The 23,318-nt window shown below is 30.7% G+C and carries 22 protein-coding genes and 1 tRNA gene; 8 read left to right on the forward strand and 15 right to left on the reverse strand.

Translation table 11 applies throughout. The annotated features are described in order from the left end of the window. Positions 1-2 precede the first annotated feature (2 nt). A complete protein-coding gene (gene leuA, locus B5G32_RS01575; protein WP_087935618.1) occupies positions 3-1,688 on the reverse strand; it encodes a 2-isopropylmalate synthase in 1,686 nt (561 codons plus the stop codon). A 527-nt stretch (positions 1,689-2,215) separates the two neighbouring features. On the opposite strand from leuA, the gene B5G32_RS13880 reads away from it, so the two are divergent. Together B5G32_RS13880 and B5G32_RS13885 are read left to right on the forward strand one after the other, a co-directional pair. After that, positions 2,216-3,301, forward strand: coding sequence for a reverse transcriptase/maturase family protein (locus B5G32_RS13880; protein WP_204209573.1), 1,086 nt, complete (start codon positions 2,216-2,218; stop codon positions 3,299-3,301). After that, a complete protein-coding gene (locus tag B5G32_RS13885; protein WP_255374731.1) occupies positions 3,252-3,956 on the forward strand; it encodes a group II intron reverse transcriptase/maturase in 705 nt (234 codons plus the stop codon). The genes B5G32_RS13880 and B5G32_RS13885 overlap by 50 nt, the downstream gene beginning before the upstream one ends. A gap of 154 nt (positions 3,957-4,110) precedes the next feature. Here B5G32_RS13885 and B5G32_RS01585 read toward each other — a convergent pair whose 3' ends face one another. Next, complete coding sequence (locus tag B5G32_RS01585; RefSeq protein WP_087297350.1) at positions 4,111-4,980, reverse strand: methionyl aminopeptidase; 870 nt, start codon at positions 4,978-4,980, stop codon at positions 4,111-4,113. Positions 4,981-5,099: 119 nt separating this feature from the next. Next, positions 5,100-6,143, reverse strand: a complete 1,044-nt coding sequence (locus B5G32_RS01590) for an IS1/IS1595 family N-terminal zinc-binding domain-containing protein (RefSeq protein ID WP_087935619.1) — start codon at positions 6,141-6,143, stop codon at positions 5,100-5,102. Between the two features lie 650 nt (positions 6,144-6,793). Between B5G32_RS01590 and B5G32_RS01595 the strand changes: the two genes are divergently transcribed. From B5G32_RS01595 to B5G32_RS01610, 3 genes are all read left to right on the forward strand, one after another. Continuing rightward, positions 6,794-6,979, forward strand: coding sequence for a type II toxin-antitoxin system HicA family toxin (locus B5G32_RS01595; protein ID WP_343286428.1), 186 nt, complete (start codon positions 6,794-6,796; stop codon positions 6,977-6,979). A 39-nt stretch (positions 6,980-7,018) separates the two neighbouring features. Further along, complete coding sequence (locus tag B5G32_RS01600; RefSeq protein WP_087935621.1) at positions 7,019-7,420, forward strand: type II toxin-antitoxin system HicB family antitoxin; 402 nt, start codon at positions 7,019-7,021, stop codon at positions 7,418-7,420. Positions 7,421-7,924: 504 nt separating this feature from the next. After that, on the forward strand, positions 7,925-8,485 hold the full coding sequence (locus B5G32_RS01610; protein ID WP_239386171.1) for a tyrosine-type recombinase/integrase: 561 nt from the start codon (positions 7,925-7,927) through the stop codon (positions 8,483-8,485). Between the two features lie 135 nt (positions 8,486-8,620). Here the strand turns inward: B5G32_RS01610 and B5G32_RS01615 are convergent. Continuing rightward, a tRNA-Lys gene (locus B5G32_RS01615) sits at positions 8,621-8,696 on the reverse strand. Between the two features lie 107 nt (positions 8,697-8,803). Here B5G32_RS01615 and B5G32_RS01620 point away from each other — a divergent pair. Together B5G32_RS01620 and B5G32_RS01625 are read left to right on the forward strand one after the other, a co-directional pair. Further along, on the forward strand, positions 8,804-10,324 hold the full coding sequence (locus B5G32_RS01620) for an HAD hydrolase-like protein (protein ID WP_087935623.1): 1,521 nt from the start codon (positions 8,804-8,806) through the stop codon (positions 10,322-10,324). After that, positions 10,305-10,826, forward strand: coding sequence for a phosphatase PAP2 family protein (locus B5G32_RS01625; RefSeq protein ID WP_087935624.1), 522 nt, complete (start codon positions 10,305-10,307; stop codon positions 10,824-10,826). Before B5G32_RS01620 ends, B5G32_RS01625 begins: the two co-directional genes overlap by 20 nt. 58 nt (positions 10,827-10,884) lie before the next feature. Here the strand turns inward: B5G32_RS01625 and B5G32_RS01630 are convergent, their stop codons facing one another. The 10 genes from B5G32_RS01630 to B5G32_RS01675 form a co-directional block, all read right to left on the reverse strand. After that, complete coding sequence (locus B5G32_RS01630) at positions 10,885-11,610, reverse strand: CPBP family intramembrane glutamic endopeptidase (protein ID WP_087935625.1); 726 nt, start codon at positions 11,608-11,610, stop codon at positions 10,885-10,887. After that, entirely contained in the window at positions 11,603-12,475 is an 873-nt protein-coding gene (locus tag B5G32_RS01635) for a DUF975 family protein (protein WP_087935626.1), read from the reverse strand. Before B5G32_RS01635 ends, B5G32_RS01630 begins: the two co-directional genes overlap by 8 nt. Positions 12,476-12,514: 39 nt before the next feature. Then, positions 12,515-12,847: a type II toxin-antitoxin system PemK/MazF family toxin gene (locus tag B5G32_RS01640; RefSeq protein WP_087358566.1), complete on the reverse strand. Its 333-nt coding sequence runs from the start codon at positions 12,845-12,847 to the stop codon at positions 12,515-12,517. An 89-nt stretch (positions 12,848-12,936) separates the two neighbouring features. Next, entirely contained in the window at positions 12,937-14,058 is a 1,122-nt protein-coding gene (locus tag B5G32_RS01645; RefSeq protein ID WP_087935627.1) for a CDP-glycerol glycerophosphotransferase family protein, read from the reverse strand. Beyond that, entirely contained in the window at positions 14,055-15,176 is a 1,122-nt protein-coding gene (locus tag B5G32_RS01650; RefSeq protein WP_158093944.1) for a CDP-glycerol glycerophosphotransferase family protein, read from the reverse strand. Before B5G32_RS01650 ends, B5G32_RS01645 begins: the two co-directional genes overlap by 4 nt. 76 nt (positions 15,177-15,252) lie before the next feature. Then, the gene (locus tag B5G32_RS01655) at positions 15,253-16,368 is read right to left on the reverse strand and encodes a glycosyltransferase family 2 protein (RefSeq protein WP_158093945.1); all 1,116 of its coding nucleotides are present in this window, start codon (positions 16,366-16,368) and stop codon (positions 15,253-15,255) included. 25 nt (positions 16,369-16,393) lie between these two features. Further along, the gene (locus B5G32_RS01660; RefSeq protein WP_087935629.1) at positions 16,394-17,440 is read right to left on the reverse strand and encodes a glycosyltransferase; all 1,047 of its coding nucleotides are present in this window, start codon (positions 17,438-17,440) and stop codon (positions 16,394-16,396) included. Further along, positions 17,440-18,555, reverse strand: a complete 1,116-nt coding sequence (locus B5G32_RS01665; protein WP_087935630.1) for a glycosyltransferase family 2 protein — start codon at positions 18,553-18,555, stop codon at positions 17,440-17,442. Before B5G32_RS01665 ends, B5G32_RS01660 begins: the two co-directional genes overlap by 1 nt. Next, on the reverse strand, positions 18,552-19,670 hold the full coding sequence (glf, locus tag B5G32_RS01670; RefSeq protein WP_087935631.1) for a UDP-galactopyranose mutase: 1,119 nt from the start codon (positions 19,668-19,670) through the stop codon (positions 18,552-18,554). Before glf ends, B5G32_RS01665 begins: the two co-directional genes overlap by 4 nt. Before the next feature lie 17 nt (positions 19,671-19,687). Continuing rightward, entirely contained in the window at positions 19,688-20,719 is a 1,032-nt protein-coding gene (locus B5G32_RS01675; protein ID WP_087935632.1) for an acyltransferase, read from the reverse strand. Between the two features lie 254 nt (positions 20,720-20,973). On the opposite strand from B5G32_RS01675, the gene B5G32_RS01680 reads away from it, so the two are divergent. Beyond that, complete coding sequence (locus tag B5G32_RS01680; protein ID WP_087935633.1) at positions 20,974-22,140, forward strand: nucleotide sugar dehydrogenase; 1,167 nt, start codon at positions 20,974-20,976, stop codon at positions 22,138-22,140. A gap of 14 nt (positions 22,141-22,154) precedes the next feature. Here the strand turns inward: B5G32_RS01680 and B5G32_RS01685 are convergent, their stop codons facing one another. Next, positions 22,155-23,315: a CDP-glycerol glycerophosphotransferase family protein gene (locus B5G32_RS01685; RefSeq protein ID WP_087935634.1), complete on the reverse strand. Its 1,161-nt coding sequence runs from the start codon at positions 23,313-23,315 to the stop codon at positions 22,155-22,157. Between the last annotated feature and the right edge of the window lie 3 nt (positions 23,316-23,318).

The following is a 23,318-nucleotide window of genomic DNA, read 5'->3' on the forward strand; positions in this document are numbered from 1 at the left end:
AATTATCCTTCCTTTTTTATATTTTGATAAATACGATTCATAGCTGAAATCATAGCTTTAATCGTCGCTGTTGTAATATTCAAATGCACTCCTACCCCATATTCACAAAGCTCTTCACCTTGTGGTCTTAATTGGACATAGGCAGCAGCTTTAGAATTTGAACCAGATGTTAAAGCATGTTCACTATAATCCACTAAATCTGTATATAGAAAATCATCTGTGGCATTGAATGCGTTCTTAACTGCATCAATAGGTCCATTGCCATATCCAATTAAAGTTTTCACTTCACCATGATCTTCAATTGTCACTTCAGCGCGTCTTTCATACTCATTATCTTCATCACTAATATCTATTAATCTCTGTTTAATAAATTTATATGGATATTCCAAATCTATATATTCCTTTTTAAATGTGTCATAAATACGTTCTGGAGAAACTTCTCCTTCAATTTCACTAATATTTTGAATAGCTTTTGCAAAATCAGCCTGCAATGCTTTTGGTAAATGATAACCAAAGACAGTATCCATCACAAATGCGACTCCACCTTTACCTGATTGTGAATTAATACGTACAATTGGCTCATATTGACGATTTAAGTCAGCTGGATCAATTGGTAAATAAGGGACTTCCCAAATACCATCTCCACGTTGATGATAAGCATACATACCTTTATTAATGGCATCTTGATGGCTGCCAGAAAAGGCAGTAAAAACAAGTTCTCCAGCATATGGCTGTCTTGGTGGAATTTCCATTTTTGTACATTTTTCGTAAACATCTTTAATTTGATTCATTTGACCTAATTCCAATTTTGGATCAATGCCATGTGTAAACATATTTAAAGCCAATGTCACAATATCAACATTTCCTGTTCTTTCCCCATTTCCAAACAATGTTCCTTCAACACGATCAGCTCCTGCCAATAAAGCAAGTTCAGTAGAAGCCACACCACAACCTCTATCATTATGTGGATGAACACTCACAATAACTCTTTCTCGATCTTTAAAATGACGGCACATCCATTCAATCTGATCGGCGTATACATTTGGTGTATCCATTTCAACTGTAGATGGTAAATTAATAATCACTTTATGTTCTTTTGAAGCACCCCAAGTATCTAAAACAGCTTCACAGACTTCCATCGCATAATCAACTTCCGTACCAGTAAAACTTTCAGGCGAATATTCTAAAATAACTTCTCCATCAAAATCCTGAGATAACTCCTTGACTAATTTTGTTCCATCAACAGCAATTTTCTTAATTTCTTCCTTACTTTTATGAAACACAACATCTCTTTGTAAAATAGATGTTGAATTATAAATATGCACAATCGCCTTTTTTAATCCTTTTAAGGATTCAAATGTTCTTTTAATCAAATGTTCTCTCGCTTGTGTTAATACCTGCACTGTCACATCATCAGGTATCAGATTTTTATCTATTAGTAATCTTAAAAAGTCAAACTCAATCTGTGATGATGATGGAAAACCAACTTCTATCTCTTTAAAGCCTAAATCAACAAGCATTTGAAACATTTCTACTTTTTCATTAATATCCATTGGTGTAATTAAAGCTTGATTCCCATCACGTAAATCAACCGAACACCAGATAGGCGCTTGTTCAATTTCATGATCTGGCCATGTACGATCTGCCAATTTAATTGTTTCAAATCTTCTATATTTTTTATAGTTCATATATTTTCCTCCCCTTTGTGCGCACGTTCTTGCGCTTAATATATATTTCTTTTGAAATCATCGCTCCTGCATTGCGATGTAAAGCAACCGACTTACCTTTAGGGGATAACCCGACGGGGACCAAAGCATGTCGGTAAAGCCAGGATTAGTTCTCTATGAACGAGTGGCCTGGCTAGCTAGGCCATATATGGTAAAGCTTCCAGAGCTGAATCCAAGTCTTGTGGTTTTAGGAAGACATTCAGGTAACCACTCCTGTCTCTAAACAGTATATTCAATATTCAAGGGATTGAATATAAGCAGGCCGTTTAGCACAGTTGACATCATCAACCTAAAAGACCAATTGGATACCTAAGTATGGAGTGACTATATTAAGCGTTACCGTGATATACCCTAGTGCTCTGGTTTTTCTTTATTTTAACCATCACGGGTAGAGAGTCTCTACAGTAGCCCAACGATTATCTGTAATGGATAATACATGGTGAAAGGAGACAGTTTCTAATTTCTATTTTTGAAAGGAGTTGACCCGAATGAGTCATCAAAAACTTTTAACGAAACTAGAAGGTTTTCGTTCCCGTAACAGCCAGAATCACTGTTACATCAACAAGGATGTCTATCGCCTTCTATACGATAGAGATTTCTACTACATTGCCTACAACAGTATCAAATCCAATGATGGTGCTGAAACTGCTGGCAGCGATGGAACATCTCTTCATGGTTTCTGTGAGGAGTGGATTGATGAATTGATTTCATCCTTTAGAGATGAAAGCTATCAGCCCCAGCCCAACAGAATTACTTACATCCCCAAGAAAAATGGGAAAATGCGTAAGCTTAGCTTTCCCAATGGAAAGGACAAGCTGGTACAGGAATGCGTTCATATCATACTCGAATGTATCTATGAACCTACATTCTCAAACCTTTCCCATGGCTTCCGTCCCAATCGCAGTGTACATAGTGCGTTGGCTCAAGTTGAAACCTGGCGCTCTACGGTCTGGTTCATTGAGGGTGACATCTCTGCATGTTTTGACGAAATCGACCATCGTATTCTAGAATCCATCCTTCGTGAGAGAATTCATGATGAACGCTTTATTCGCCTCATCAATAAACTGCTTAAGGCTGGATATTTTGACATGGAACACAAATTCCATTCAACGAAACAAGGCAATGCACAGGGTTCCTGTGCCAGTCCGATTCTTGCAAATATCTATCTGGATAAGCTGGACAGATTCATGGAAGAAGTTATCGAACGCGATACGATGGGAAAACATCGCAGACAGAATCCTGAATATGCCAGGCTAAGATATCAGCTTGACAAAGCGATATCAGTGCACGATGTCAAGGAAATCAAAAGACTAAGAAAAGAACTGAAGTCAACATCATCTGTTGATAACTTTGATTCTTCATTTCGTAGGGTACATTACGTACGCTATGCCGATGATTTCTTGATAGGAACCATTTCTTCAAGAGCGTATGCTCAACAGCTCAAACAGGAAATTAAACAATTCCTTGAAGATGAACTTCATCTCAGGCTCAGCGAAGAAAAGACCCTTATCACACATGCAAAAAATGAAAAGGCACACTTTCTTGGATATCTCATCAGCAGGAGATTTCCCTAACATTGACATCTTCATTGACAAACAAAAACTCATACGCAAACTGCATGACAACGGAATGTGTGATGCATCTGGAAATCCTGCTTCCATAAAACGATTATTATGCAAACCCATAGAAGACATCATTACCTATGGTAATCAGGTTCTCAGGGGTCTGGTCAACAATAATCAGGGCTGCAGGAACTACTATGACATGCATAGAATCCAGTACATCATTCAATATTCCATTGCCTATACGATTGCACGTAAATGTGATATTTCAATAAAGAAAGTCTTTAAGAAACATCATACACAACTGATTTATTCGTATATGAATGACAGGGGAGAAGCTAAAACAATCAGATTAGCTTTATATCCTTCATTCAAACGTGATAAAACATTCTTCCCACAGTGGCTTCGTAGAATCAAGCAGGACGTGGAATACAGATATAGAGATACGAATCCTCTCAAAAGAAACTGTTACATATGTGGCAATCCACAACATCATGTCATGTTTCATAGAAAAAGGATAAGTTCACTGCATATGCCTTATTCTCATATCATCAAAGAAATGATAAGAATAAACCGTAGGCAGATATGCTTATGCAGAGAATGTTTTATAAAGGTTAGTCAAAACCTTTTAGAATACAATCAAATGACAAAACGAAAACTCATTTAGAAATGGAGAGCCGTATGCATTGAAAGGTGCCCGTACGGTTCGGGAAGGGGCGAGGTCTTCTAGACTTCGCCTATTTCATGAAAAATATTTTACACCTTTTTCAATTGACGATAATCATAATTTCATAAAAAGAAAATACCGAAATTAATCGATATTACATAGAAAGAATTTCTACTCCTGTATCCGTCACTAAAAGTGTATGTTCCCATTGGGCTGATAATGAGCCATCATCTGTATAAGCTGTCCAATCATTAGAGCCAATATGAATAAAGCGCTCTCCTGCATTAATCATCGGTTCAATTGTTATCACCATACCTGGCACAAGCACAGTTGTAGGACAATGTGGATCAAAGTGAAGTACATAAGGATCTTCATGCATAGATAAACCGACACCATGTCCACAAAACTCTCTGACAACACTATATCCATATTGATGTGCATGCGTTTCAATAGCTCTACCAATATCACTAATGGTACTTTTGAATGGTTGAATAGATTCTATCCCCTTATATAAGCATTCACGTGTAACTGCAACCAGCTGTTTAGCTTCATCACTGACATTGCCGATCATGAACATACGTGAGGCATCAGCATAATATCCTTTATAACATGTCGTTGCGTCAACATTAATAATATCCCCATCCTTTAATATCACATCATCACTAGGAATCCCATGACAGACTTCATCATTAACAGATGTACAAATACTTTTAGGATAGCCTTCATAATGAAGATCAGCTGAAGAAGCATCATGACTATTTAAATATTCAACAGTCATATCATCTATCTGCTGAGTTGTCATCCCTGCACAAATATGTTCTTCAATATAATCTAATAACCCATTATTCACAATGGCAGCCTGTCTGATTCCTTCTATTTGCTTATCATTTTTAATCATTGCACGTTTTGGAATAACATATCCCTGTTTTTTTAAATATTGCAGTCTTCCATCAAATTTTTCATGACATTTTTTATATTTTTTATGACTCCCACACCAACATTCATCATTTCCAAATCTTTTCATATCATTTCCTTCTTTCAAGTTAAATATTGCTAACTATAAGTTTAAACCTCTTTTCTCTTATTGTAAATACAATCAAATAAAAAAACGCTCTTTTTAAAAAAATTATTGCTGTGACTTGCTTATTCTGCAAATATTCCATAACGATATTCATAATAAGCTTCTTTAAGAGATATTGGCATTGGTGTTGCCAATACAGATATATTCCTAAATGATGATGTTTCTACCAATAAATTCATAATCTTTTCTGGCATCTCATTTCGTTTGTATCTGTACTTCATCTGTTTTCTTAGTATATTGAAGTTCAGATATCCCTGCAAATATCTCGTGCCTATGCCTTTTGTCTTTATAATCAGACCGGCTACCTCAGTCATCATTTCGTTGATGACACCTAATGATTTACCATCTCTAGTCAGGTATCTCTTTTCTGTTGGTGAGGTCGGAACTTTGTTGTTAGTTGTTCCAAGATGATTTGCAAGCTGCTGTATGCATGACTTTGAATCAGAAATGATTTCTTTAATATCGCCAAAATACATTTCATTTGATATATATTTTTCAAAAGATTCGCTTCCAAGTCCTGTAATGTTCATGATCATATGATCATTTTCATCAACAGCACATATCACACTGACTTTATGATGTGATATACCCCTAAATGCAGATTGTCCACCCCTTTTTTTAGAATATCTTGGCATATTATGAGGCATTGTTCCTTTCAGGTTGATACTCAGATATTGAGTATCAACTTCAATTTCTCCTGAAAGGATCTGATTATTGATGATTTCAGTAGCAGCATGATAAAGCTTGTGACGCATGTAAAAACATGTCGTCGTACTGACACCAAGAAAATGTGCTTCGTCTTCCAGTTTCATTTCAGAAATCTCCAGATCAACAAAAAGTATCCATTGCTCCATTGTAAGATGCGACCAACTGAAAAGTGTATGGGTTCTATCATTGAATGTTCTATGACACTCTTTGCATAGATATCTCTGACGCTCATTAGAATCTTTTCCGTTTTTCTTGACATGTGTTGATCCACAGATAGGACAAACCTGATCAGATGAATCAGTGTTATTTAGATTATTATTCAATAATGAAAACAAATAATCTATATAAGATTTATCTTTAGTTTTTAAGAAATCAATAACTTGTTTTTCATTAATCATAAGTATCGCCAATCCTTCTATGAAAAGTATAGCATATATGAAAAATAGATAACTTCTAAAACAATGGATAAACACCTAAAAAACGGTGTTAAAATAAAAAAGTAATAATAGCAGCAACATTTTTATTAAAAAGAGCGTAAAAAAATAAAAAATCAGAACAAATCTGATTTTTTATGTGTTGTCTTTGTGTGTTAAGAGATTGGTTTTGACAACATGAGATAGTGAGAATTATTCGAAATAAGGTATACCTTTATTTCAACTATTGCATAAACAGAACTGACACTAAGATGACTTACGCAATAGCCACTATTATTTTAACAAAAATAACATATATAAAAATCATTTCGATATGAAATTTATATTAATTTTATGTAAAATATAAATAAAAAAGTCCACAATAACATGCAGACTTTTATTTTCTACTGGTCTCCCCGCACGGGATCGAACCGTGGACCCTCTGATTAAGAGTCATTGTTTTATTAAAAAATATTCCCTATTTATAAAGTTTTTTTCTTTTTATTGACCCTTTTTGACCCTTTTTATATTCTTAAATAATATTATAATACGCATAAACACGTATAATTCTATTGACGTACGTATTTGTACGTGTTATAATATTATTGTGGTAAGGGAGGAATGTTAAATTGCCAATGACAGCAAGAGAAATGGTTAAGTTCCTTAAAAAGAATGGTTTTAAAGAAGTTGCTCAAAGAGGTTCTCATCTCAAGCTTTACAATTCTAAAACCAATATAACAACTATTGTCCCTATGCATAATGGTGATTTGCCGAAAGGCACTGAACAAGCCATATTAAAGGAAACAGGGCTTAAAAAATAAGTCCTACTTTCCCATATATTTATAAACGGAGGTCTTTATATGTCAAAAAAATTAATTTATCCAGCAGTATTTTTGCAAGATGATGATGGTATCACTATTACTTTTCCAGATTTACCCGGATGTATAAGCTGTGCATCTACATTTGAGGAAGCATATGATATGGCAAAAGAAGCAATGGAACTTTATTTAGAAGATTATCTGAAAGACTTATTTGCCTCTGCACCTGAACCATCTCAATTGCAAAATATCAAAACAAAAGAAAATGAATGTATTGCATTGATTGAACTTGATATTGATGAATATTTAAAATCATTTGATAACAGAGCTGTCAAAAAAACATTAACTATTCCTTACTGGCTTAATGATTTAGCTACAAAGAAAAATTTAAACTTTTCACAAATTCTTCAAGATGCTCTAAAAGAAAGATTAAAAACTATATAAAAAAAACACCTCTAACCACAATGGCTAGAGGTGTTTTCTATATACTCTTTCATATGTGTAAAACTCGTTATTGTTGCATCTCACAACAACAGTGTCTCCTTTTTCTTTAATTACATATAATGGACGATCATAAAGCCACAATGGCATATGATCACCATCAATTGTAGGTGCTCGATATGCAATTTTTACGAAAATAAACTTTACCATTTTTATGCCTTTTTGAGTTTAGCCTGTTTTAAAAGAGATAATAATTTTTCATTTTGGCTGACAGTACCAGAGTAGTTTGAAATACCATTTTTCTTGGCAATCTTCTTACGATTATCATAAGAATTATCTAAACCAATCTTTATGGGAAGAAAATCACTTAAAAAAAAGAAGTGGTGAGCGTTATAGAAAATCTATAAATACGCCTGAAGGTATCATCTATGTCTATGGGCATATACTGGAAGAATTAAATAATAACTACATTGATGTTCAGATAAAATTAAAACGTGGAGTCAAAATATATTATTTGATGACTATGCAGTTAAATGGTATTATGCATATAAATCAAACAAGCAGGAAAAGACTAAGGATATGTATCTCAATGTTCTTAATAATCATATTGATTATCTTGCTGATATGAAACTCGGCGAAATTACATCTGATGATGTTCAACAATGTTTAAATGAATGTTATGACAAGCCTAATCAATGCCATAAGGTCCATATGACTTTAAAGCAGATATTCAAGGCTGCAATCATCAATAAAATCATAACATTCAATCCATGTGATGGTGTTGAATTGCCTAAGATTCAAAAATCAAAGAAATCACGTGATCTTTATGATGAAGAAACAATAACGACACTGACTGCACATATGCTTAGACACGAATTTAGTACAAATCTTTTCTACAGTGATGTCAACGAGCTTGAAACGCAAAAATTAATGGGACATGCTGATATTTCCACGACAAGAAAGATATATACGCATCTAAGACAAAAGAATATGGAAGCTGATACAAAATTAAACAATTACATAAATAAAAAAATTAACAAGGATAAGCAGCTAAAAGTTATTAATTAGCTGCTTTTTTTGACCCTTTAAAAGTCGATAAAAAACACAAAAAAGCAGCAAACTTGGATACCCATTTTTATGGTTTTATTTATATAAAAAAACGAAAAACACCGATAAAATCAACGTTTTTCGCATTTCTTCAAATGGTCTCCCCGCACGGGATCGAACCGTGGACCCTCTGATTAAGAGTCAGATGCTCTGCCAGCTGAGCTACGGAGAGATAATCGACTTATATATAATACACTAAAGCTTATAAAAAATCAAGATATTTAAATGGAATATTTACATAATATTTGATATAATGTTACACATAAAGGTGGTGAAATAATGTATAAGCAATCTATTCAAGATATTCAATTAGTAATCGTTCCTTTAGATGGTACTATTTTTAACCTCAATCGATATAGATATAATTACACCCACCATTTTTGTGAAAGTCATCATCTTGATTATTCACTTGATGATTTTTATCATCACCTTTGTAATATGTATGAAATGTATAATGATACCCCAGTTGCTAAAATTATGAACGAGGGACTTTATAATGCTAAAATAGAAAGAGAAATGATGCAGTATCTTACATATAAAGGACTCAAACCTAAAGAAGGATTTTTAGAACTGATAGAATATCTTCGTCAAAAGAATATTCCTATTGCTGTGATATCGACACATCGTTATAAAGATGCCATCAAATATTTAGAAATGGCTCATTTAAGACAAAAAGTCGATTATATCATTGGTAGTGATATGGTGAGTATGCCTTTACCCGGTAAAGAAATGCTTGAAAATGTTTTACAACATTTTCAAATCAAACCTGAAAAGACTTTAGTTATTTCTTCATTTGAAGCTTTAAATAAAGCCAGTTATCAGCTTCATATGAATATCCTTTTTTGTGAAGATTTAAAAGCTGCCAGTAGCTATGAAAAAGAAACATCTTATCAGACATGTCATAATCTTTTTGACGTGTTTAATACTTTATTATTTGATAGATATAATGAAATGGATATGTATTCATCACTTCTAGGAATGCATAAACATATGTCAAAAAAAGAATTAGATTCTGTCAAAAATAAATGGGAAGAAGACTATCCAGATGATTCACAATTAAATCAGATTGTGAATCAGACTTATGCATATCATTTAGCTCATTTAAATGAACCTGTTGTCAAAGATGGCAGTGTCTATATGCAAAAAACACGTTCCAGAAAAACTTTTCGTTTTGATGATGAAAATGAACCTGATGATACTCCTTCTAAAGAACCAGTAGAAAACCTTATTGATCAAGAAGAAAATAAAACGCAGCCTGTACAAAAATCATTTTCTTCTTTAAATTCAAAAGAAGAAGATGAATTAACTGCATTATTATCTCAAATTAATCATAAGAAAGATACGGATGTTTTGATTGATGAAAACAATCAAGACCATATTGAAAACGAGGATGAAGATGAATACGATGAAGAAACATCTTTTTCATGGATTGATTTTATTTTTAATTTTATTTATATTATTGCAACTTCATTTTTAATTATTTTTGTAGGTATTATTATTTATATAGCATTACTTCCTCAATTTGAAAATCCAAACATGTTTTTTCAGATTATTACTGTCATCTTTCAAGGATATTATGCTATGATTGAATCATGTTTTAGAGTTTTCTTTAATAGCTTACATACCCTAATTCCTATCATTCCAAATTATCAAGATTACCTCATAAATAATCAAATGTTTTCTTTAGATGGCATACAACTCTTTAATATCTTTATTTTTCAAATTATCCTCATGAGTTTTATTAAAATCATTATTTATATTTTAAGGAGAGATTCTGACAATGAAAACCATTCTTCATAATATCCATCGCTATGATCTTCGACTGTCATTTTATATGACTCAGCTTTATCATCACCATATCCTCAATCATTTCATGAAGTGGATCAGTTTTTGTGGTAATTATGGTATGATATGGCTTTTTGTCGCTTTGATGACTTTCATCAACCCTGCTTCACGTTCAATGTCAATCCATCTTCTCATTGCTTTGATTGCTTCAGCACTGATTGGACAAATTTCTATTAAATCACTTGTTCAAAGACACCGTCCTTGCCATTTATATCCTCATATCCCATTGCTTGTTCCAACTCCTCATGATTCTTCTTTTCCTTCCAGTCATACCACTTCTGCATTTGCATGTAGTACGATTATCTTTCTTTTCTACCCCTTCTGGGGTGTATTTGCCTATTTCTTTGCTTTTTTAACAGGACTTTCAAGAATTTATCTCTTTGTTCATTTTTTAAGTGATGTCATCTGTGGTATGCTTTTAGGTATAGGTATTGGTGTTTTCATTTATTATATTTAGAAACCTGTAGGTTTCTTTTTTTATAAAAAAAGGATCTTTGATCAACAAAAATCCCCAATTACAATAAAAGCATACACATAGAAATCATATTGTTCATCATATGAGATAAAATAGGAACATAAATATTATTGTTTTTTTCATATAGATAACTTAATACAAACCCCATAAAACAATATGAAAAAATCTGTATCCATTCTGCTGTATTTCCATTAAAGACAGCACTCATAATATGAATAAAACCAAATATAAATGATGAAATAAGATGAGCCATTTTGGGATTCCATTCATAAATCCAGCCAAAGACAATACCTCTAAATAACATTTCTTCTAAAATAGGTGCTAAAACACAAGAAACAAAAATCATTAAAACTGGATAAGAAGTTGTAATAGTTTCAATAAATTGCTGATTTTCACTTGCCTGATTTCCACCTAAAGCCATTGTGATTAAACCACCAATGATTTGACATGCATAGATAAGCAAAACACCTATAACACAGCCCTCAATAAGATACTGCTTTAAATTCTTTTTAAAATCTCGCCATTGTTCTAACATGCTATCTTTTAATAACCAACCTGCCAATCCTAATAAAAAGACATCAAAGATCAAATTTAAATAGGCATTCATCTGATTATAATCAAATTCCAGTTGAAACTGTATAATAACAAATTTAAATAAAGCACTTAAAATCAATGAACCACAATAAACATAAAGAGGCAATATCACAAGCACAAACATCCACTTAGCTTGGGTTGGTACTCTCCTTGTAAAATGTTGATTAAACATATTGCTCATCTCCATTATAAGTATTTGTTTGTTCATAGCGATGATAAGCCAGTTCTTCAAAGAAAATCGCCTGTGCTAAATGAAAACGAGGTAAATAGCTATAAACACTGATAACTCCTGCAATAATTGCCGCTATTAAAGAACCTAAAACAGGTAAAAAAGACAATAGTTCTGCAATAATACTTTGAATAATAACCATTAAAAAGATCCATCCAAAAAATGAAAGATATAATTTAAAATATTCAAAAATATGTCCTTTCATTAAAGAAAATGAAGCTTTCATAGCTTTTAAATTTTTCATATGAAATCTTTCTAATAAATAAGGCGCTGCAAAAAGATATGAAGATACAAAGAATAAAATAATCAACAATACAAAATAACAGAGTACAAACATTGATAATGTTTGTGGAGAATGTTTGAGAATATATGACAATATATAAGCATAATTTCCTGTTAAAAGCATTTCACCAGAAATTCCCTGTAACGACTGTGATAGAAATACACCTATAATCACTAATAAAATATAAGCAACAATAAATAAAACAGCCATCATAAATATATTGATTAATATATATGTAGAAAACAATTCTTTAAAACGTTTGAATCCTACAAAAGCATCATCATCTTTTAATGACTGAGATTGATTTCTTACCATTTTTAATGAACTCACAATATAACCATGTGAAACCGTTAAAAAAGCAATACTCATAACTAAATAAAGTAAACGAGATAATATATCTTCTCCAATGTTAAAAATATTTGGAATTAATTCAAGCAAAACAATCATCAACAAAATACGCATATATTGAGTTCTATTCATATTTTGAATTTGACTGGCTCTTTCTTTTATCATTTTTATATTCATTTTTATCACCCCTTAATTTCCAACATTATATCATATCTCTTATTTAATGTCTAAACTTGTTTTAATCGCCTGATTTACCTTTTCCATAAAAGATTGAGATAAAACTCCTAGACGCTCATCTATTCTTTTTTTATCAATGGTACGTATCTGTTCTAGAAGAATCACAGACTTCTTTTCTAAAAAAGGTGTTTCAATGATGACATGTGTTGGTAAATCATTTTTGGTCATTCTTGAAGAAATAGGTGCGACGATAACCGTTGTAGAATATTTATTACCCTTATTATTCTGTAAAATCAAAACCGGTCTATATCCACCTTGTTCACTACCAATGACTGGTGATAAATCTGCATAATATATTTCTCCCCTATTCATATTGTCCTCCTATCATACAAATAGTATATGAATAAGATAAGAAAAATATGATGACATAAAATAATAAGAATGCACAAAACAGGCATTCTTTATTTCCACTGTTCCATCATAAAACGAACAATATCTTGTGTATATGTTGTTTGAGGTTTAGCAATCATCTTATGAGCAAAAGATTGAATATCATATCTTTGTGGATGATTCAAAGATTCTATAAGAGATTTTGGGCTTTGAAAAATAGTTCCCGGTAAATCATGTAGATAATCAATATACATGCTACGTTTTCTCATATATTCTTCATAATCAAATGCATAAAAAAACAAAGGTTTGTTTAATAATGAGGCTTCAAATATAACTGCCGAATAATCTGTAATAATGTAGTTTGCAACATGGAAAAATTCTAAAGAAGTATATTGATGATCTTCGATAATTCTAGAATCATGAATATGAAATGTTGTTAATGGATGCAATTTTAATACAAGATGATATTGATTAAAATCTATAACATCAATAAGCTCTTTAATAGCGTTATAGAGTACGTGGTCATCTTTTCTAAAAGTAGGAGCATAAACAATGATTTTTTTATCTGACTGACATAGTTGTGGATAAGTTTCTAGTATATTCTGGCTTATAACCTGTTTATGATTCTCATCAACTAATAAATCTGTTTTGGGTAAAGGAAAGACTTTGACTTGAGATAAGTCTACATGAAATGCATCAGCAAAGAAAGGTCTTGTATATTCACTGCTTGAAAAAACATAAGTATAATTTTTATGCATTCTCATTAAATGAGCAATCTTTGAACTTGATCCTTCTGGTTGGTCTAAAATGCTATATCCAAATTTTTTAAACGCACCTAAAGCGTGCCAAATTTGAATGACAACTAAGTCTGAACGTTGTTTTAATATACATACAGGAATGCAATAAGTATCTAAAATAACCATTTTAGAAGTTGCTATATGATACATTTGTTTTAACATATGAAAACAATATAAAATATGATTTTTCATTCCTTTTTTTAACATTTTTGCTAAAACAACATGTTGAATATCTGGGGTTATTTTTTTTGTTTCATCTATGATCATTTGAAAATCCAAAGGTGTCACATCCATTTGACGTGATATATAAGTTATCTTATTTTGAACTGGTAAACATTTCATAAAAAAATACAAAATATTTAATCCAAAAATACCAATATTAACAATAATACTCATGATTTTCCTCCTAATAATTGTTCTACAAAACGCTTTGTAGATTTTCCATCACAAGATGACATAAATTTTTTCTGAAATTTTTCCTTTTTTTGAGAATAATCATTTGGATTTAAAATAGCCTTCTCTAGTTCCTTTTGATTTTTAACAACTGGACCATAAGTATATTCTTCATAAGGATAAAAGAAATCTCGTGCTTGAATATATTCTTGTAAATCATAAGCAAAGAATATAGTTTGAATATCAAGTAATGATGCTTCAAAAATAACAGATGAATAATCCGTTATTAATATATCTGTTATAAACAATAAATCATTAATTTCACGCATTGAAGTCAAATCAATATAAAATTGAGGATCTAAAGTTTCTTGATATTTGTTTTTAATAAATGGATGTAATTTGATAATACAAACATAATCTTCACCTAATGATTGTTGTAAAGATGAAAAATGTATTTGACTAAAATCATAATAAGCCTTATGAATATCGTTACCTCTAAATGTAGGAGCAAATAATATAACCTTTTTCCCTTTTAACATTGGATATTTATCATATAAATCTTTTTTGATTTGCTTTTTATAATCTTTGTCAAAAAAAATATCTGTTCTAGGAATTCCATAACTATGAACATCTTGAATATCCATACGAAAAGCTTTTGCATAATCTTTTCTAATACTTTCACTACTTACAATCGTATCTGTATAATGACGATGTGTCATAGAAAATCGATCATGGTTTTGTTTTCTAGCAAAACCTACCGTTTTAAATGCTCCTACCGCATGCCAAACCTGTATCAATTTTGTCTGCTTTCTTAAAGGTATAGGATAAATAATGGGATAAAAATCATCTATGAGAATATATTGAGAAGTCGCCATATCTTTACAGATTGATTTTTTATCATGTTTCATCAAACTTGATTCATATAAATGTTTCTTGATAATATAACTTTCATCCAAAGCCTTCTCAATAAAATTAAAATTACCAGTCATTGTATTTCGAGAATCTGATAAAAACAAAACCTGTCTTGGTGTTATTCCATACCTCATTCTATACCATATATATATAAGTATATAATCTAAACGTCGAAGAACTTGTAAAACCATTTTTATATAACTTTTCAAAATCATCACCTGCTTTTATGCATTATAACATATCTTGTCATAAAAATAAAAAAATTATAAGTCATTTTCACATAACCTATAACTTTTTGAGATTTTCTTTTAATTTCATACAAAGCTTCCATATCCTTGAATAATAAAGGGCATAATAAATACGATATAAAAAGCCATGACCTCGTGTATATATATGTTGATTAGTCATTTGATATTGTGTTAGTAAAAACTGATGTGGAGTAAGTGTCATAACATCTTTAAAGTCTTGATAATCTTTTTTGACATAGAAATAATCTTGATTTAATTGTTGTGAAATTTGAAAATCATGAATAAGACTTTGTTGTAATTTGATATATATTTTCATAAAGGATTGCACCATTGATTGTGTTTTTAAAGAATACAGCATACCATTAATAAGCCTATTGTCAAAAGACTGCTTAATTTCTGTTGTAAAATGAATATCATTTTTTAAATCTTGATATACTTGATAATAAGCTTGATAACTACAAAAAACTGTAGAAGATGCTTTACCCGTTAAACTTTGCGTATTATTAATACGATAATGCATTAATGGTTTATCAACAACAGTAATACACTCTGCCAAAAAATAAGACATCATGGAAAAATAAGTATCATTTGCTTGTTTAAGATTTTGAAATCTTAAATGATGTTTTTCTATAAAAGATCTTTTCCACATCTTATTCCATGGAACATTTGTAGAAAAATTAAAGATATAACGAGGATGGGTCTTTTTAGAAAAAGGAATATGATCTGGTAACATCTCTTTTTTTAAATATGTTCCTGTCTTAATGATCGTTTGAGTCAATGAATCATATCGGTTAGCTGCGCATACACATAAATCAGCCTGATCTTTTTCACATTTTTTATACATACATTCAAGAGCATTCTTTTCAAATAAATCATCAGCATCCCAGAACACTACATACTTCCCTCTAGCAATATTCAACCCATTATTTCTCGCAACACCAGCATATTGATTTTGTTGTGTTAATACAATTAATCGAGAATCTTTATTTTGATAATCTTTTAATATGGATAAAGATTCATCAGATGAACCATCATCCACACAGATAATTTCAATTGATTTTAAAGATTGTCCAAGAATAGTATCTAAAGTATCCTTTAAATATTGCTGAGCATTATACACCGGAACAATCACACTGACTTTAATTTGATTCACCGATAAATCCTCCTTTTCATCTTCTTTAAATATGTAATATTTTCTTTACATTTCTAATACGTCTTTTGATGAAATTTTTTGTTTTTCGAATACGTGCACTTGTATTCATCCATTTATAAGCAGCTTTAGGATTTTCGATAATACGTGTTATTTTTTGCCATTCTAACTTCGTAAAATCTTCTTCACGCATTTCTTTTAAGTTCATCGCTTCTTTAAATTCTTTTGAAAGTTGATATAAATATTCTAGACGGAATTCTTTTGCGATACGTCCATAATTCCAAAAATAATTTCTGACACGTTTTAAGGAATATTCATAAATAAAGTATTCTTTTAACTGTGGATTTCTATCTAAAAATTCATGAATAAATTGATATTCTTCATTCATACAATAAACTTTTGATTTGCTGTTTACAGAAGAATTAGGGTTATCTCGACGATTCATATAATATGGTCTATTCACAAAATACATTCTTTCAGCCCATGCAAACGTTTGAAACCAGAATCCATTATCTTGAAACGAAGCTCCCGGTGTTGTATTATGTCTGATATGATATTTTTCAAGCATTTCTCGTTTATAAATCCCACTCCATGTATTGAGAATATATCGAAAAACTTGTGGATGCTCTTTAGGATTAACAATCTGGTTATAACCTGTTCCATCTTTAGATAACTGATTATAAGTTGCTATAAGAGTTCCATTCTTATATACAAAACGATAAAAATCAGCTTTAATCACATCAAGATCATTTTCATGAGCAATTTTATATAAGTCTTCATACATATGTAAGTCTACATAATCATCTGGCTCAACAATTCCAACATATTCTCCTGTTGCCTTATCAAGACCATCATTCATTCCTTTACCATAACCTTCATTTTGCTTATCAATAATCACAATACGATTATCTTTTTGAGCATAATCTTGAACTATTTTTAATGAATTATCTGTTGAACCATCATTAACACATATAATTTCTATATCCTTCAAAGTCTGATGAACAATACTTTCCATACATTCAACTAAATATTGTTCAACATTATAAATAGGTACAATAATTGATACTTTAGCCATTATTTCGTTCTCCTTTTCAACCATTTCTTTATGTGCAATGGAATAAACAATACAATCTTTCCTACTTTATATGTCTTAGAATTTTTAATTCGTTTAGCTCCATCATCACTTTTTTGTTTTGCCTTTTTTCTTAATTTAAAAAATTGTTCATACACATATTCATCACAATCATAAGATTGAACATCGAAAACACGTTTTACATAATTGGTTGATAAAAAACCAGCTGGATATTGTTCAAGATGAAGTGAAGGAAGGATTTCATACTTGATCAGTTCATAGACTTTCTTATAAGCATCTCCTTCAATAGTATCAAGATTCCAAAAACTAAAATGTACATACCAATTCACAAAAGACTTTTCAACCTCATGATATTTACCGATACGTTCCAATTCTTGTTTCAAAGCATTCGCTGCCAAATAAAAACAATTCCATGATTTTTCCCTTGTTACGGAAAGCGATAAAGAATCATTGACACGATGATGAATTAAAAGTTCATTTAATGCATAAATTTTTTTTGCTTTAACAAGTGAAGAAAAAACAAAAAACAAATCATTTGATGTTCTCAAATTTTGAAAAGATAATTTCTCATCAATAATAAACTGTCTACGATAAAGTTTATCCCATGCCCATCCTACACAAAAATGAAAAACATTGTCCGAGATATCTTTATAAGTAAATGGATTACATGGAATTTCGTGAAAACGTAAAGCATAATCCATTGATAAATACTGGTGAGAAGAAGCATCATATTTATTTCCTCTAAAAATACATATATCAACATCATGTTTCACACTATTTATATAAGCTTTTTCTAACATTTCAGCTTCATAAAAATCATCTGCATCAAGAAAAGATACATATTCACCAGTCGCATATTCCATACCTTTATTTCTTGCAACTGCAGCTCCCTGATTATTTTGATAAACATATTGAATTCTTGAATCTTCTAAAGCAGCCTGTGATATAATTTGAGCTGATTCATCCGTTGAACCATCATCTACACAAATGATTTCTATGTCTTTTAAAGTTTGATTCATAACATCATAAAGACATTTCTTAAATGCTTGACCTCCATTATAAACCGGTATAATCACCGAAACTTTAATATCACTCATCCTTTACACCTCAATGATATCATTTCCTTTTTTACACATTTTAATGCTTCTTCAATAACATGATGCATATCAAAATATTTATACATACCTAATCTGCCTCCAAAGATAACCTTATCTTCCTTCTGTGCCAATGCTTTGTATTTTTCATATAAAGCATTGTTCTTTTCATCATTCATTGGATAATAAGGTTCATCACCTTTATGCCATGAAGCTGGATATTCTTTTGTAATCACTGTTTTAGGTTGTGTTCCATATTCAAAATGCTTATGTTCTATAATTCTTGTATAAGGTACTTCATATTCGTTATAGTTGACAACGGCATTTCCTTGATAGTTATCTGTATCTAAAATTTCTTCTTCAAATCTTAAACTACGATATTCCAGTTCTCCATAACAATAGTCATAATACTGATCGATCATTCCCGTAAAGACTATCTTATCTGCTATTTCTTCTAACTCTTTACGATGTTCAAAGAAGTCACAGTTGACTTTGACATCAATTCCTTCAAGCATTTTTTCAATAATTTGTGTATATCCACCGATAGGGATACCTTGATACAAATCGTTAAAATAGTTATTATCATATGTAAATCTAACCGGTAATCTCTTGATAATAAATGAAGGTAACTCGTTGCATGGTCGACCCCATTGCTTTTGTGTATAGCCTTTAACAAGCTTTTCATAGATATCCTTTCCAACTAATGAAATAGCCTGTTCTTCAAGATTTTGAGGTTCAGTAATTCCTGATTCTTTAATCTGTTCATCAATCTTTTCCTTAGCCTGTTCAGGTGTGACAACACCCCATAACTTATTGAAAGTATTCATATTAAAAGGCATGTTGTAGATTTCACCTTTATAATTGGCAATAGGTGAATTTGTGTATCTATTAAACTGTGCAAACTGCTGAATATAATCCCAAACTTCTTTATTTGAAGTATGGAAAATATGAGCTCCATACTTATGTACATTGATGCCTTCCACTTCTTGAGTATAAATATTTCCACCAACATGACTTCTTTTATCAATAACAAGACATGTCTTTCCTTTCTTATTAGCTTCACAGGCAAAGATACTGCCAAACAATCCACTTCCTACTATTAAATAATCGTACTTCATCATTCTCATCCTTTCTTTTATTTAGGTACGCTATTTTTAATCATTGGTATTTTTTGCATCGTTTTTATAATCATAGAACAAATAATCATAATCACAAATGGCCCTATAATACGATATATAACTTGACGTTGTGAAATGGGTAATATGGTCAAAATCATTTGAATAATATACCAATGAATAAGGTATGTTCCAAATGTCACATTTTTAAAGTAAGAACTTACTTTTTCCAAAACATTCATTATTGATTTGTTTGGAAAATATTTAAAGAAAACAAAAATAGCTGAAGAATAAAGCACTGATGGTGCATTCGTATATCCTTTCCATAAACGACTGACTTCACCTATTTGATAAGAAGCATACCACGTTCCTAACCAGTGAGCTAAAAATCCTAAAATTCCTAATACATAAATCATCATTCTTTGTTTTTTAGATAATTCATAATGATCAACATAATAACCAATTAATACAAAAATAATATGATTCATTCCAACCGGAAATTGTAAAGAACCATTATAAGGAATATCTATCAATTTAAAGACTAATGGTAATAAAGACACTGTCATAAAAGAAATAATAATCATATATCCAAAAATATTTTGTTGTTGATTTTCTTCAATTGAAGATAGAACAGGTATACTTAAATAAACTGCAAATAATGGAATAAAATACCAGTAAACAGTGACTACATTGCCATTCATGAAAGTATCAACAATCATCTTTAAACTGATATCTTCCAAAGCTATTCTTCGATATGCCAACATAAATAGTATTCCTATTATTGACCATATGACATATGGAATAACAACTTTATGAATACGTTTTTGAAAATATTTTTTTGTAGAATACCTTTTTCGATAATTTAATAATGTCGCACCTGTTATCATAAAGAAAACTGGAACAGCAAAATACATGATACTTTCAATAAAATTAGCTAATATCCAATAATCTTCATAACCAAAATCCCAAAAACAGTGATTAACATGTAAGAAAATAACAGCAAAACATGAAAGAACACTTAAAACTTGAAGATACGCCTTACGTTTGAGCATAAAATTCACCTTCTTGACATTATATCAGTAATATACTCTTTTTTATGCTTTTGAAACTACCAAATCAAATTAAGTTTATGTTAATGGTATGTTAAAAACAAATCATCTTTTCACATTTATTCTTTGACTATTTTAAACTTCATTTCTAGAATAAAGTATTAAATTAAGTTTTTGTAAAGTCATGTTAAAGTCTTGTTAAAAGCCTTTACAAAGATTTTTAATTGTTTAAACTAAAAAAAGAAAAGAGGTAGATTATGAAAATTACAGTTGCTGGATTGGGATATGTTGGTTTAAGTCTTGCTTGTCTACTCGCTCAAAAATATGAAGTGACAGCTATAGATATTGTTCCCGAAAAAATTAAACTCATTAAAAATAAAAAATCTCCAATTAAAGATCAAGAAATTGAAGACTTTTTAGCTCATAAGGAGCTTCAATTAACGCCAACCTGTATAGGTAAAGAGGCATATCAAGATGCTGACTACGTCATTGTAGCTGCTCCAACAAATTATGATGATGAATCTCATCAATTTGATACAAGTGCTGTAGAATCTGTCATTACAGAAATCATGAAATATAATGATTATGCAACCATCATCATTAAATCAACAATTCCTGTTGGTTATACAAAAAGTATCAATGAGAGATTCCATACTGATCGTATTATCTTTTCCCCTGAATTTTTAAGAGAAGGAAAAGCATTATATGATAATTTATATCCTTCACGTATTATTGTAGGAGAAAATAGTTCACGTGCTCATGTTTTTGCATCAATGCTTAAGGAATGTGCTATGAAGCAAGATATTCCATTATTATTTACAAATCCTACAGAAGCTGAAGCTATAAAGCTTTTTGCAAATACGTACCTTGCTTTAAGAGTCGCTTATTTTAATGAGCTAGATACTTATTGTGAAATTAAGAATCTGAATACGAAACAAATTATTGAAGGTGTTTGTTTGGACCCACGTATTGGAATGCATTATAACAATCCTTCTTTTGGATATGGAGGATATTGCTTACCTAAAGATACAAAACAATTAAAAGCAAATTATGAAGGTGTTCCAAATGATATTATCAAAGCTATTGTAGATTCTAATATGACAAGAAAAAAACATATTGCACAAATGATTTTAGACAAACATCCTCATACTGTCGGTATTTATCGCTTAACAATGAAAGCGAATAGCGATAACTTTAGAGCAAGTGCTATTTTAGATGTTATGAATATGATCAAAAAACAAGGGGTTGAGATTATTATTTATGAACCTACTTTAAATCAAGATAGCTATGAAGATATGAAACTTGTTAATGATTTAGAAGCATTCAAAACACAAAGTGATATTATCTTAGCAAATCGTTATACTCATGAAATTGATGAAGTCATTGAGAAAGTTTACACAAGAGATTTATATTTTAGAGATTAAAAAAGGAGTCTTGCTTATGCTGACTCCTTAAAAATCCATTCACATGATTTTTTTGTAGATTGCCCATCACAGGCACTTAAAAACTTTTGATAAAAAACCTGTCGTTTTTCATCATACATTTCTCTCTTTTGAATATCTTCTATTAATTGAGAGGTCGTTGTTGCAATGGCTCCATAGACATAGTCATAAAAATCAAAATAGAGTCCTCTACCACCATAACCTGTATATTCATCTAAATCATAAGCAAAATAAATAATAGGTTTATGTGTAAAATAGTAATCAAAAATAACAGATGAATAATCAGTAATTAAAATATCACTAACAATCAACAAATCATTAATATCACGATAATTAGAAAAATCTTTATAAAAATGATTGTATTGTGATAAATCTGGCATTTCTACATATCCTCTTTGAATATTATTATACAATGCAGGATGCCATTTTAATATACATATATAGTCTTCATGGAATGTTTCATATATTTGTTGAAAATCAATTTTAGAAAAATCATAAGTTGCTTTAGAAACAGGAGCACCTCTATAAGTAGGTGCAAATAAAATGATTTTTTTCCCTTGATAACGTGGATGTCGTTGATAAAAACTTTTTTTTATATTTTCTTTATATTGATCATTAAAAAACATATCTGTGCGGGGAAAACCAGTCGCCTTTATTTGAGAGATATCCATATGAAAAGCTTCAGCATAGCAACTTCTAATATCATCACTACTGACAATAGCTTTTGTGTAAGTACGATATCCTTTATGAATGGGACCCACATCCTCTCCAGTATTTGATCTGGACCAACCAAACTTTTTAAAAGCACCTGCTCCATGCCATAATTGAACAACTTCTTGATTTTTACGAACCTTTAAATAATTACATTCTCTAGACAAATCATCTAAAAGAATATAATGTGAAGTACTTAAATGATATATTAATTTAATTTTTTTTATAAACCCTCTCTTATCTCTATGATCACCTTTTAAAGCAATAATTTTTTTATACTGACAATCATCAAGATACTCATATACACATTCCAGATTTCCACCCATGACCTTTCTGACATCTGATAAAAATGTCACTTTATTTTTTTGAAGTGGAAAAATTAAAATGAATATCCTGTTTAAGATAATGCATATTAATATTTTTATTTTTCTTTTAATTTTCTTCATACT

This window comes from Massilimicrobiota sp. An80 (genome assembly GCF_002159255.1).
Taxonomy (GTDB): domain Bacteria; phylum Bacillota_I; class Bacilli_A; order Erysipelotrichales; family Coprobacillaceae; genus Allocoprobacillus; species Allocoprobacillus merdigallinarum.

What these genes read in the sequence shown, in the direction of transcription:
- B5G32_RS01665 (WP_087935630.1), bottom strand. Translation starts at nt 18,555, where the DNA reads ATGAGTGATATTAAAGTTTCGGTGATTATACCGGTTTATAATGGAGGT.
- B5G32_RS01600 (WP_087935621.1), top strand. Translation starts at nt 7,019, where the DNA reads ATGTCAAAAAAATTAATTTATCCAGCAGTATTTTTGCAAGATGATGAT.
- B5G32_RS01660 (WP_087935629.1), bottom strand. Translation starts at nt 17,440, where the DNA reads ATGGCTAAAGTATCAATTATTGTACCTATTTATAATGTTGAACAATAT.
- B5G32_RS01675 (WP_087935632.1), bottom strand. Translation starts at nt 20,719, where the DNA reads ATGCTCAAACGTAAGGCGTATCTTCAAGTTTTAAGTGTTCTTTCATGT.
- B5G32_RS01680 (WP_087935633.1), top strand. Translation starts at nt 20,974, where the DNA reads ATGAAAATTACAGTTGCTGGATTGGGATATGTTGGTTTAAGTCTTGCT.
- B5G32_RS01585 (WP_087297350.1), bottom strand. Translation starts at nt 4,980, where the DNA reads ATGAAAAGATTTGGAAATGATGAATGTTGGTGTGGGAGTCATAAAAAA.
- B5G32_RS13880 (WP_204209573.1), top strand. Translation starts at nt 2,216, where the DNA reads ATGAGTCATCAAAAACTTTTAACGAAACTAGAAGGTTTTCGTTCCCGT.
- B5G32_RS01630 (WP_087935625.1), bottom strand. Translation starts at nt 11,610, where the DNA reads ATGTTTAATCAACATTTTACAAGGAGAGTACCAACCCAAGCTAAGTGG.
- B5G32_RS01635 (WP_087935626.1), bottom strand. Translation starts at nt 12,475, where the DNA reads ATGAATATAAAAATGATAAAAGAAAGAGCCAGTCAAATTCAAAATATG.
- B5G32_RS01590 (WP_087935619.1), bottom strand. Translation starts at nt 6,143, where the DNA reads ATGATTAATGAAAAACAAGTTATTGATTTCTTAAAAACTAAAGATAAA.
- B5G32_RS01595 (WP_343286428.1), top strand. Translation starts at nt 6,794, where the DNA reads ATGACAGCAAGAGAAATGGTTAAGTTCCTTAAAAAGAATGGTTTTAAA.
- leuA (WP_087935618.1), bottom strand. Translation starts at nt 1,688, where the DNA reads ATGAACTATAAAAAATATAGAAGATTTGAAACAATTAAATTGGCAGAT.
- B5G32_RS01640 (WP_087358566.1), bottom strand. Translation starts at nt 12,847, where the DNA reads ATGAATAGGGGAGAAATATATTATGCAGATTTATCACCAGTCATTGGT.
- B5G32_RS13885 (WP_255374731.1), top strand. Translation starts at nt 3,252, where the DNA reads ATGAAAAGGCACACTTTCTTGGATATCTCATCAGCAGGAGATTTCCCT.
- glf (WP_087935631.1), bottom strand. Translation starts at nt 19,670, where the DNA reads ATGAAGTACGATTATTTAATAGTAGGAAGTGGATTGTTTGGCAGTATC.
- B5G32_RS01685 (WP_087935634.1), bottom strand. Translation starts at nt 23,315, where the DNA reads ATGAAGAAAATTAAAAGAAAAATAAAAATATTAATATGCATTATCTTA.
- B5G32_RS01625 (WP_087935624.1), top strand. Translation starts at nt 10,305, where the DNA reads ATGAAAACCATTCTTCATAATATCCATCGCTATGATCTTCGACTGTCA.
- B5G32_RS01620 (WP_087935623.1), top strand. Translation starts at nt 8,804, where the DNA reads ATGTATAAGCAATCTATTCAAGATATTCAATTAGTAATCGTTCCTTTA.
- B5G32_RS01645 (WP_087935627.1), bottom strand. Translation starts at nt 14,058, where the DNA reads ATGAGTATTATTGTTAATATTGGTATTTTTGGATTAAATATTTTGTAT.